Annotated in this window: 9 protein-coding genes and 1 tRNA gene; 8 read left to right on the forward strand and 2 right to left on the reverse strand. The window is 54.8% G+C overall.

The features are described from left to right. Window positions 1–5: 5 nt before the first annotated feature. Window positions 6–566 carry a glycine cleavage system transcriptional repressor gene (locus AC07O1_RS21000; RefSeq protein ID WP_419115067.1) on the reverse strand — a complete coding sequence of 187 codons (561 nt, stop codon included), beginning with the start codon at window positions 564–566 and terminating at the stop codon, window positions 6–8. A 329-nt stretch (window positions 567–895) separates the two neighbouring features. On the opposite strand from AC07O1_RS21000, the gene dapA reads away from it, so the two are divergent. The 8 genes from dapA to AC07O1_RS21040 all read left to right on the forward strand — a co-directional run bounded on the left by dapA (window position 896) and on the right by AC07O1_RS21040 (window position 9,435). Then, on the forward strand, window positions 896–1,774 hold the full coding sequence (dapA, locus tag AC07O1_RS21005) for a 4-hydroxy-tetrahydrodipicolinate synthase (protein WP_419115066.1): 879 nt from the start codon (window positions 896–898) through the stop codon (window positions 1,772–1,774). A gap of 17 nt (window positions 1,775–1,791) precedes the next feature. Next, complete coding sequence (gene bamC, locus AC07O1_RS21010) at window positions 1,792–2,907, forward strand: NlpB/DapX family lipoprotein (protein WP_495089980.1); 1,116 nt, start codon at window positions 1,792–1,794, stop codon at window positions 2,905–2,907. 4 nt (window positions 2,908–2,911) lie between these two features. Continuing rightward, entirely contained in the window at window positions 2,912–3,670 is a 759-nt protein-coding gene (locus AC07O1_RS21015) for an MBL fold metallo-hydrolase (protein ID WP_495011589.1), read from the forward strand. A 49-nt stretch (window positions 3,671–3,719) separates the two neighbouring features. After that, complete coding sequence (purC, locus tag AC07O1_RS21020) at window positions 3,720–4,430, forward strand: phosphoribosylaminoimidazolesuccinocarboxamide synthase (protein WP_495089981.1); 711 nt, start codon at window positions 3,720–3,722, stop codon at window positions 4,428–4,430. An 83-nt stretch (window positions 4,431–4,513) separates the two neighbouring features. After that, window positions 4,514–4,603 (forward strand) — tRNA-Ser (locus AC07O1_RS21025). A 607-nt stretch (window positions 4,604–5,210) separates the two neighbouring features. Beyond that, a complete protein-coding gene (locus AC07O1_RS21030) occupies window positions 5,211–6,101 on the forward strand; it encodes a hypothetical protein (protein ID WP_495089982.1) in 891 nt (296 codons plus the stop codon). Between the two features lie 107 nt (window positions 6,102–6,208). Next, window positions 6,209–7,204 carry a hypothetical protein gene (locus AC07O1_RS21035; protein WP_495089983.1) on the forward strand — a complete coding sequence of 332 codons (996 nt, stop codon included), beginning with the start codon at window positions 6,209–6,211 and terminating at the stop codon, window positions 7,202–7,204. A 107-nt stretch (window positions 7,205–7,311) separates the two neighbouring features. Next, window positions 7,312–9,435, forward strand: coding sequence for an alpha-ketoglutarate-dependent dioxygenase AlkB (locus AC07O1_RS21040; RefSeq protein ID WP_495089984.1), 2,124 nt, complete (start codon window positions 7,312–7,314; stop codon window positions 9,433–9,435). Window positions 9,436–9,634: 199 nt separating this feature from the next. Here the strand turns inward: AC07O1_RS21040 and AC07O1_RS21045 are convergent. Continuing rightward, a partial coding sequence (locus AC07O1_RS21045) for a hypothetical protein (RefSeq protein ID WP_495089985.1) occupies window positions 9,635–9,880 on the reverse strand: 246 nt, incomplete at its 5' end.

Below are 9,880 nucleotides of genomic sequence, written 5' to 3' on the forward strand. Positions count from 1 at the left end.
CTTCCTTACATTGGGTTCTGAGGGCGCCACGGTTCGATCAGCGCATCGAGGTTCAGCGCGTCGGCAAAATCCAGGAACTGGTCGCGCAGCCAGCTGATCTGCACGCCGGCCGGCAAGGTCACGGTGAACGTTGCGTTAAGCATGGTGCCGCCGGTTTGCGGGGCCTGGTAGGTGTCGCAGGTCAGGTTTTCCAGCTCGACGTGATGGTCGATGAAGAACTGGCACAGCTCGTTGACGATATCCGAGCGATAGGCCGAACTGACATACGCCACATAAGGCAATGCCTCGGGACGATTTTCTAGCGCAGCGCTACGCACTACGTTAACGGTGAAAGCGTGCTTCTTGGCAAGAGAGGGCAAGCCGGCTTCCAGGCGCGCCAGGGCGTCCCAGCTGCCTGAAATCTGCAGGACCAACGCGCTGCATTCGCCATGGCGAGTCAGGCGGGAGGTCACCACGGCGCAGCGATTTTCATGGCTGGCGCGGCACAGGACGTTAGTCAGCTCCATGGGGTTGGCGCCGAGGGCACTGATGACAAGGAATTGTTCGCGAACTGTGGGGGTGGACATGCAGCATTCCTAATACGATGAGCGGTCGATACTTTACGGGCTCGAGTACTGGGGGGCGAGCGTCCGGATACGAATTCAGAAACCCTGAATCCAGAGGTTGCGACGAGCTCCAGTGAGACGAGAGCAAGGGGTGGCAACGGGGAATCGAGGGCTTCGGATGCCGAAAAGGGAGGCTGGAACCCGGCGTACAAGCTTATCAGTACCGATCAAAGTCTGAAGGGTAGCGAAAACCATCGCTCAGGGGAATGGCGCGAGCGTAGTACTTCGCTTGTACAAGCATCTTGGCGCCAGTACCATTACCGTTCTCTTTTTCCGGCAGGAGCGGTTGCATGATTGCGGGCAGTATGGTGGCACTGGTCACACCCATGGATGCACAGGGTCGTCTCGATTGGGACAGTCTGAGCAAACTGGTGGACTTCCACCTGCAAGAGGGCACCAACGCCATCGTGGCGGTCGGCACTACAGGTGAGTCGGCCACCCTTGATGTGAACGAACACATCGAAGTGATTCGTCGCGTGGTAGCTCAAGTTGCAGGGCGTATCCCGGTGATCGCCGGCACAGGCGCCAATTCGACGCGCGAAGCGATCGAACTGACTACCAACGCGAAGAACGCTGGCGCCGACGCGTGCCTGCTGGTAACGCCTTACTACAACAAACCGACGCAAGAAGGTCTGTATCAACACTTCCGCACCATCGCCGAAGCGGTCGATATCCCGCAGATTCTCTATAACGTGCCGGGCCGTACTGCGTGCGACATGCTGGCCGAGACGGTGATCCGCCTGTCTACCGTGCCGAATATCATCGGCATCAAAGAAGCCACCGGTGATCTGCAGCGCGCCAAGGACATCCTGGCCGGCGTGAGCAGCGACTTCCTGGTGTACTCCGGTGACGACGCGACCGCGGTCGAGCTGATGCTGCTCGGCGGCAAAGGCAACATCTCGGTAACCGCCAACGTTGCCCCGCGTGCCATGAGCGATCTGTGCGCCGCTGCAATGCGTGGCGATGCCGTGACTGCCCGTGCGATCCACGAAAAGCTCATGCCACTCAATAAAACCCTGTTTATCGAATCCAACCCTATTCCCGTGAAATGGGCCCTGCACGAGATGGGCCTGATGCCGGACGGTATCCGTCTGCCGCTCACCTGGCTCAGTGCTGCCTGTCACGAACCGCTGCGACAGGCCATGCGCCAGTCCGGCGTATTGGTTTAATTGAGGAAGTACTACGCATGAAGCGATTGGCCGGACTTTCCGCACTTGCCTTGATTATTTCCAGCACCAGTGGCTGTGGCTGGCTTTGGGGCTCGGAAGGCTACTTCCGTGACCGCGGTAGCGATTATCTGGAGTCGAAACAAACTGCGCCAATGCAATTGCCGCCGAATGTCAGCACTTCCAAGCGTCTCGACCCGCTGTTGCCGATCCCGCGTAACGTGGCCGACGACACCACCAAGGGCGAATACGTAGTACCACGTCCACAGCCGTTGTCGGCCGTAGCCGAGGCCAGCGACTACAGCCTGCAGAAAAGCGCTGACTCGCGCTGGGTCATGGCCCAGCGTCCACCCGCTGAAGTCTGGCCAGTGGCCGTGCAGTTCTTCCAGGATAACGGTTTCCGTCTCGATGAACAGCGTCCGAAAACCGGCGAATTCACCACCGCCTGGCAGCATTCCGACGAGCTTTCCGCCTCGATGGCCAAACGCCTGAGCAGTGCCGGAGTGGCATCCGGCAGCGAAACCCGTGTGCGGGTTCGTATCGAGCCGGGCGTGCAGCGCAACACCAGTGAAGTCTATGTGGTCAGTGCCGAGCGTCCAGCCGGCAGCACGACCAATGTGGATTTCACCAGCCGTTCGGTCAATACCGGTCTGGACGCCGCACTGGTCGACGAAATGCTTGCCAGCATGAGCCGCAGCTCCGAGAAGGGTGGTTCGGTATCGTTGTTGGCCGCGCGTGATTTCGATACGCCTAACCGCGTCAGCCTCACCGAAGACGGTAGCGGTAACGTGGTGCTCAACCTCGGCGAAGACCTCGATCGCGCCTGGTCGAGTGTCGGTCGTGCGCTGGAACATGGCGAATGGCGTGTTGAAGACATCAACCGCAGCCTGGGCCTGTACTACATCAACCTCGCTGAAAAAGCCGAGAAGAAAAACGACGAACCAGGTTTCTTCGGCAAGCTGTTTGGCAGCAAACCCGCCAAAGAAGAAGTCGAAGCCCGCGCCGAGCGTTATCAGGTTCGCCTGAGCAAGGTTGGCGACACGGTACAAGTCACCGTCGAGAAAAACATCAATACCGTTGCGCCGGCTGAAGTGGCGCGCAAAGTGTTGAGCGTGATTCAGGACAACCTGGGCTGATCAGATGCGTTTCGCCGTTCTCGGCAGTGGTAGCCAAGGAAATGGCACGCTGATAGCCAGTGATGAGACGTACGTTCTGGTGGATTGTGGTTTCTCCTTGCGCGAAACCGAGCGGCGCCTGCTGCGCCTGGGTGTCAACCCAACGCAGCTGAGCGCCATACTGGTAACCCACGAACATGCCGACCACGTGCATGGCGTGGGTTTACTGTCTCGGCGCTACAATCTACCGGTCTACCTCAGTCGCGGTACGTTGCGCGGGATGCGCAAACCTGTTGAGCCGACAGGCTTCGTGGCGGGTGGCGAGCAATTTCAGGTTGGTGCCTTGAGTATCAGCGTGATCTCCGTATCCCACGATGCGCAGGAGCCGACGCAGTTCGTCTTCAGTGATGGTCAACGGCGTTTCGGTCTGTTGACCGATCTGGGCTCGTACTGCGCCACTGTGCTCGACGGCTATCGCGATCTGGATGCGTTGATGATCGAGGCTAACCATTGCCGCGACATGCTCGCTCGAGGCCACTACCCGTACTTTCTCAAGCAGCGGGTGGGCGGAGAAACGGGACATTTGAACAACCATCAGGCCGCACGCCTGGTGGACGAGTTGGGATGGCAAGATTTGCAGCATTTGGTGCTGGCCCATCTCAGCAGCAAGAACAACCTGCCGCAGCTGGCCCGGCAATGTTTTGTCGACACCCTCGGGTGCGACCCGGACTGGCTGCAGTTGGCCGATCAAGATTCAGGGCTCGACTGGCGGCATATCGCCTAGTGTCCCAAACGGGGCGCCTAGCCCACCTACTTAGCAAGCGGAGCCCATCATGGAAAAACGTGAAGAACTCTACCGCGGCAAAGCCAAATCGGTTTACAAGACCGATGACGCTGACCGTTTGATCCTGCTGTTTCGCAACGACACTTCGGCGTTCGACGGCAAGCGCATCGAGCAGCTCGACCGCAAAGGCATGGTGAACAACAAGTTCAACGCCTTCATCATGCAGAAACTCGAAGAAGCCGGCGTGCCGACCCAATTCGACAAACTGTTGGGCGACAACGAATGCCTGGTGAAGAAGCTCGACATGATCCCGGTCGAGTGCGTCGTGCGTAACTACGCAGCCGGCAGCCTGGTCAAGCGCCTGGGCGTCGAAGAAGGCCTCAAGCTTGAGCCTTACACCTTCGAACTGTTCCTCAAGGACGACGCCAAGGGCGACCCGTTCATCAACGAATCCCACGTCGTGGCGTTCGGTTGGGGCAAGTCCGAGCAACTGGTTCGCATGAAAGAGCTGTCGCTCAAGGTCAACGAAGTCCTGAGCAAGCTGTTTGACGATGCTGGCCTGCTGCTGGTCGACTTCAAACTCGAATTCGGCGTGTTCCACGGCGAAATCGTCCTCGGTGACGAATTCAGCCCGGACGGTTGCCGTCTGTGGGACAAAGCCACCGGCAAGAAAATGGACAAAGACCGCTTCCGTCAAGGCCTCGGTGACGTCATCGAAGCCTACGAAGAAGTTGCCAAGCGTCTCGGCGTACCGCTTTAATCGACGCAAGCATCTGATAGCACGGAAAAATTTTGCTTGGGGGCTTCGCTTCCAGCAACTGTGCTGTTATGATGCGCGCCGTTGGAGAGATGCCAGAGTGGCCGAATGGGACGGATTCGAAATCCGTTGTACCTTCACCGGTACCTAGGGTTCGAATCCCTATCTCTCCGCCATATTCATCATTAAAGCCCTGATTTTTCAGGGCTTTTTTGTTTCCGTGTTTTAAGGACCATACCATAGACCATACTTAGGTCTAAGGCTTGGGGCAGTTGGATTGACCAACGGCAGGCTGCACAGCAAGTCGGTCTTAACTGCTCGTATCCAAGTCCCGCATACCCATCCCCTCCCATATCTTCGGTCCATATATTTGTGAACGGGTGAGGATGTATCTCGAGACAACCAGTTACGGCTGTGCGCCAAGACGAGGTCACAAAAAAATCAATGTGACCCTTGGCGCAAAAGGAGGCTCCTCGCGAGGTGGAATAGTTTGTGCGGTGGCGTTCATCACCTACTGATCCTCCAGATTGAAGAGGTGTGCCTTTGCTAGAGACTCATAGTTGAACGGCCCCTCAGACGTTAGATACATAGAGCTGGGAAATATCCATCGTAGCGTCGGGGGCGTTTCAACACCATTGCGTTGCCAAATTGGAGCAGAATTTAAGCGAGCCCATTCAATCCATAGATCTATCGGCTCTTGGGTGGTGCAGTTGCTGGTCACCAAGGGGCGGCAGACTAGACGGATTGATCACTGATCTTGTCACGATTTCTAAGGTGGTTGATATGCTTCTGGTCGGTATAATCCTTTTCGGGGAACTGTCCCACCAGGAGGCAACATTGACAAATAGAAAGCCGTGGCTTGAGCAGTTACGCCGCGAATTCATTATCGATCCGATCGTAAACGACCGTCGTAGCGTTAATGGAACACGGCTGGGTCGAGACTCAGGGTGGATTTTCAACCATGCAATAGGCGGTGGGCAGGCGAACTTTGACCTGCCAATCGATGAGCTATCTCCCCGGGATAGGGTGATGTTGTATGCGCTGTTCAACCAAAAGGCGCATATTGACGAGCTTATCCACGCTTTCGATCAGTTTTTTTTGCAGGGGGTGGAGAGCTTCCACGATGCGACCGTCATTGACGTGGGCTGCGGGCCTTTTACAGCTGGCCTTGCGCTGGCGAATGTCCTTGGCAACCGTGTAGCCTACAGGTATTTCGGTGTGGACCGTGCATCGTCGATGCTTACGCTGGCCAACGATTTGGCGGCGGAAGTACGGAAAGTGGGGGAGTTCAATGACCGTACAGAAGTGAGTTTTCATAAGAGCATAGATGAAATCAACTTCGGAAATCCCCGGGCTGCCGAGATGACGGTATTTGTCCTTTCATACCTTCTGGCTAGTAACTCCGTCGACGTAGATGCGCTCGTCGGGGAAATAAATCGTGCGCGTGGCCGAATAGGGCTCGGTCAAACGGTAGTGCTGTACACCAACTCCGCAAGAGAGGGCGCTCGCAACAACTATCCAAGATTCAGAGACCGAATGGTCGAGGCTGGCTTTAAAGAGCACGTCAGGGAAACTGAGCGTTTCCAGGATACCGATAAGCCGCGCGATATCCACTACGCACTGTTTGTGCGTCCCGCTGTAACGACGTTCTCCATGAGTGAGTTCTTAGGATGAGACTGCCAAGCTTCAATGATCTGACATTAGAGCAACTAAAGGTTTTCGAGTGTCCACCTGATAGCTCCATACTGGTCGTCGGCCCACCCGGCTCAGGGAAGACCTCCATGGCCATTTGGCGAGCGCGTCTTTTGGTGGGGCCCGAGCTGAATCGCAGCGTCGTTCTGGTAACGCGCAATCGGCTTCTTGTGGCTGTCGCTAGCGAGTTGGCAAAAGAACACGATGGTGCGGCAATTCAAGCTACAACAATGAGTAGCTTGATCGCGAATAGTTACTACGACCAATTCGGTCGATTTGCTCCACAACACTATGCGTTTGAATACATCTGGGATGTGATATTGCGCGAGTACGAGGAAGCAGGCGTTCAACCGTCAATTGATCATCTGATCATCGACGAAGGGCAAAACTTACCTCCTTCCTTCTTTAAATGGGCTGTGCGGTTTGGGGCGAAGGCGGTTTCCGTGTTTGCCGATGAAGATCAATCGACGCTCGGCGTGGGATCACGCGTTGCTGACTTGCGAGACGCTGGGTTCACAGAGATCCTGCCCCTTCTTGTCAATCACCGCAACACGAAAGAAATCGTTGACGTCATCGAACACTTCCACAAAGACAGAAAGTTGCCTCGAGCGATGGCAAGTCGAGGAGCAGGCTTCGATCTCCCTTACTTGATGGCAACGCCTAATTGGGAAGCTCTGGCTGACACTGTCACGGCTCGCTTGAAAAACACAGGCGAGGCCATTGGAGTCATCGTATACCGCAAGGAAGAGGTGTCTTATCTTTCAAGTCTTCTGCGCCAACGCTTAGACACAGCCCGTGTCGACTCATACACCAGCGATGCGATTCAAGGAGCAGAGGCGACAATACGCATGCGTGACCATGGGGTTACAGTCATTTGCGGAGAGTCTGCAATCGGACTGGAGTTTGATGCGCTTTATTTGCAGGATCTGTCGCGCTCATTACCGGCTGACGAGGCGATCAAAAATCGACGTCTCTACATGCTATGCGCACGAGCACGAAACAAATTGGTGTTGGTGAACGGACCTACTGAGCTGACGGTGGCACAATTGAACTCACTACCCCCACAAAATATTCTCGAACGATGAAATCTTATCCCGGCACGCAGCTAGACTTTCTAGACAATCCACCCCCAAAAAAGAAGGGTTTGCAAGACCGCGCGCAGCTGGTAATTGAGTTAGACCACCGAACTTGGATGCGTTTTCTCATTGAAGAGTGGTTGTTTCCTGATGGCTCTGGAAAATTCTTATTGGGGTTAGATCGTGCATGTGAATCCTACATTCCCCCAGACCTAATGACCGTAGCCGTTTGGTTCGATCAGGCCAAGCTCCCCCCAATCAACATCACAATATGGAGAGGAGGGGCCTGGTCAATTGTAGCCTTAAGCGACATTGGCCCAAACGACACGGTGATTTCTTGGGATGCGCCTCTACCCTTATTCGCCGTCGACCACTTTACCGTTGAAACAAGCCAGTCTAGGGCTCACTTGCTAGCGATGGTTCGGAATTTCGCGGACATTGATCTACCGTCACAATCCGTTGAAGTTAGGCCGGTCGATAAAGTTTTAGTGCCTACAGACGGAAATCTGCCTTCCAGTTCTAACCGCCCTCCCGAAAATTGGGATGCTCTCCGAGGCGCCGCCGCCATGGCGCTCTGGGCTGTACCGGCAATTGGGCCATGGTTGGAGGTTCTGTGCGAATCGTTATCCAGCGAAAAGCCCACCGAAACCGCAGAAGCCGTTCATGCTCCTTGGCTTCGCTTTGCTCTTTGGTCGGCTGAAGCTCAATCGTCTTCGCGATTTCCAATGTTGTGGCGTGCGATTGTTTCTGAGCTCTCACGCCCTGGCTTACTCAAAGAGTGGCGGCCACGGGCACTGCTAGATGCTGTGTGCTCCCGTGCTCACTTGCTAGGTGATAGCGAAGAGCGACTGGATCGCCTTAGAGACTCAACAATGATGTTGCTTCAGGATCGTGGCACTATTCAGCACATAGGAATCAAGGACGATCTTCTGGGGCTAGTATTTCAGCTCGTTTTGCTTAGACCGTCGCCTGAGCGTTTCGCTGGATGGAAAGAAGATTGGCCCGCCATTCCTCCCGCTGCGTGGTGGACAGGAGCAATCCTGACGGGATACGTCAGTGGCTTTCGCGCGCTTCCTCCAAGCTTTCGTGGATCATTGGGAGCACGCAAACTTCTTGCACTGCGCACATGGAAACTATCCGGCGTAGGATGCTCAAACGGGTGGAACACTCTATGTCAAGATTCATTGGCGTGGGCTGTTGAGAATGACTCTGTCGTTCTTCGGGCAGATCGCGAGGTCTTGGCTGAGCACAAATTTAGCAATAGAGGGCGGTGGTACCAAGTCAACTTAAACGACCCCCTATATGCGGATGAGGCCAAAAATCTTGCGCAACAATTCTGCCCTGATCGACTTCGACAAACGCTAACTTTAGAAGAGGGTAGTTACCAATTAGTGGGTAGCGGTCAAGCTACACTTGATGCTACGCAAATGAAGTTGAGCGTGAAAGGACGATTAGAAATTACCTTCGGCCCGAACACAAGCCTGGACAGCCGACTCGATGTAGCCGATTTTCGCGATTGGCTTGCGACCGCATCGATGTCGCATCGGCTTCCGCGCCCGCCCGCTACGAATGACGCAGAGAATGTTATCAGTGTTAGCGCCTCCAATCCTGCGCCGACGACAAAAGTAAAGAAGCGAACAGTTGTCGAAGACTCCGCAAGCCAAACCAAACTTTCTCCGGTAAAACCACCTAGGGGCCTGTTAATCGCCCCAAATTTCATTACCCCTGAAGAAGAGTCGGCCTTGATTGAATCCATTGATGCCCTGCCTTGGGATTCGACCATGAGCCGTAGAGTGCAGCATTATGGCTGGCGCTACGATTACAAAACTAGGAAAGTTAACCCAAATGCTTACATTGGGCCTCTGCCGAAATGGGCGAGCGAAATGGGAGAAAGACTATTCAGGCAAGGTTTGTTATTGGAGCGTCCTGATCAGGTGATCGTGAACGAATACATAGGCCAGCAAGGGATAGCTAAGCACATCGACTGCCTGCCATGTTTTCGCGGCGCGATTGTAACCATTAGTCTTAATGAAAGTTGGGAAATGGTTTTCAGCCGTCAAACGAAGTCAGGAACCGATGAGAAGTACAAAGTGCTATTGGCGCGTCGAAGTGCCGTCGTGCTTGACGGCGAGGCGCGAAAGAGTTGGCTGCACGAGATTCCACGAAAGATTAAGGAAGCAGGCGTGCCTAGGGGGCGCCGACTATCCATAACGTTTCGAAAGGTCGACACGAAGCATTGATCCCTTTCTAGCTTTTTTCAAATAAAGCTGGCGCTATTTACTGAGCCAGGTCGCAGATCTTCTACGTAACTTGTAGAGCATGCAGCTCAGGGAGGCTCTCAGGTCGTTCACGGATGAGGCTTGGGCGTCGCCCAGTTGCGTCATTAGCTCGGAGTTTTAAGCTGAGTGAGAAGTCACAACGCCATAGACCGATTGAGCGTCAATTTCTAGCTGCTTTGGCGATCACGGTAAAGGCGGCTTTGCGTTGAGGGTTCGGCCGACCGGTCACTCCGGAAATTTTCGACATGAGGGCAAGGCTTAAAGAATAGTCTTTAACCCATTGCTTGAGCGCTTCTGAGAGCTCTCGTCGCCTTAAGTCGGAGAAGCTGAGTGGGCATGTTCTAGGGGTGTAACTGTAGTGGTCTAATGAAACCGGACACCCATTTAGGCGAGAATGCTCGCCAGA

The organism is Pseudomonas sp. GW821-FHT07G10 (assembly GCF_059418545.1).

Excerpts from the sequence above, each read along its gene's own strand:
- purC (WP_495089981.1), top strand. The coding sequence starts at position 3,720 with ATGGAAAAACGTGAAGAACTCTACCGCGGCAAAGCCAAATCGGTTTAC.
- AC07O1_RS21015 (WP_495011589.1), top strand. The coding sequence starts at position 2,912 with ATGCGTTTCGCCGTTCTCGGCAGTGGTAGCCAAGGAAATGGCACGCTG.
- AC07O1_RS21030 (WP_495089982.1), top strand. The coding sequence starts at position 5,211 with ATGCTTCTGGTCGGTATAATCCTTTTCGGGGAACTGTCCCACCAGGAG.
- AC07O1_RS21000 (WP_419115067.1), bottom strand. The coding sequence starts at position 566 with ATGTCCACCCCCACAGTTCGCGAACAATTCCTTGTCATCAGTGCCCTC.
- AC07O1_RS21040 (WP_495089984.1), top strand. The coding sequence starts at position 7,312 with ATGCGTTTTCTCATTGAAGAGTGGTTGTTTCCTGATGGCTCTGGAAAA.
- bamC (WP_495089980.1), top strand. The coding sequence starts at position 1,792 with ATGAAGCGATTGGCCGGACTTTCCGCACTTGCCTTGATTATTTCCAGC.
- AC07O1_RS21035 (WP_495089983.1), top strand. The coding sequence starts at position 6,209 with ATGGCCATTTGGCGAGCGCGTCTTTTGGTGGGGCCCGAGCTGAATCGC.
- dapA (WP_419115066.1), top strand. The coding sequence starts at position 896 with ATGATTGCGGGCAGTATGGTGGCACTGGTCACACCCATGGATGCACAG.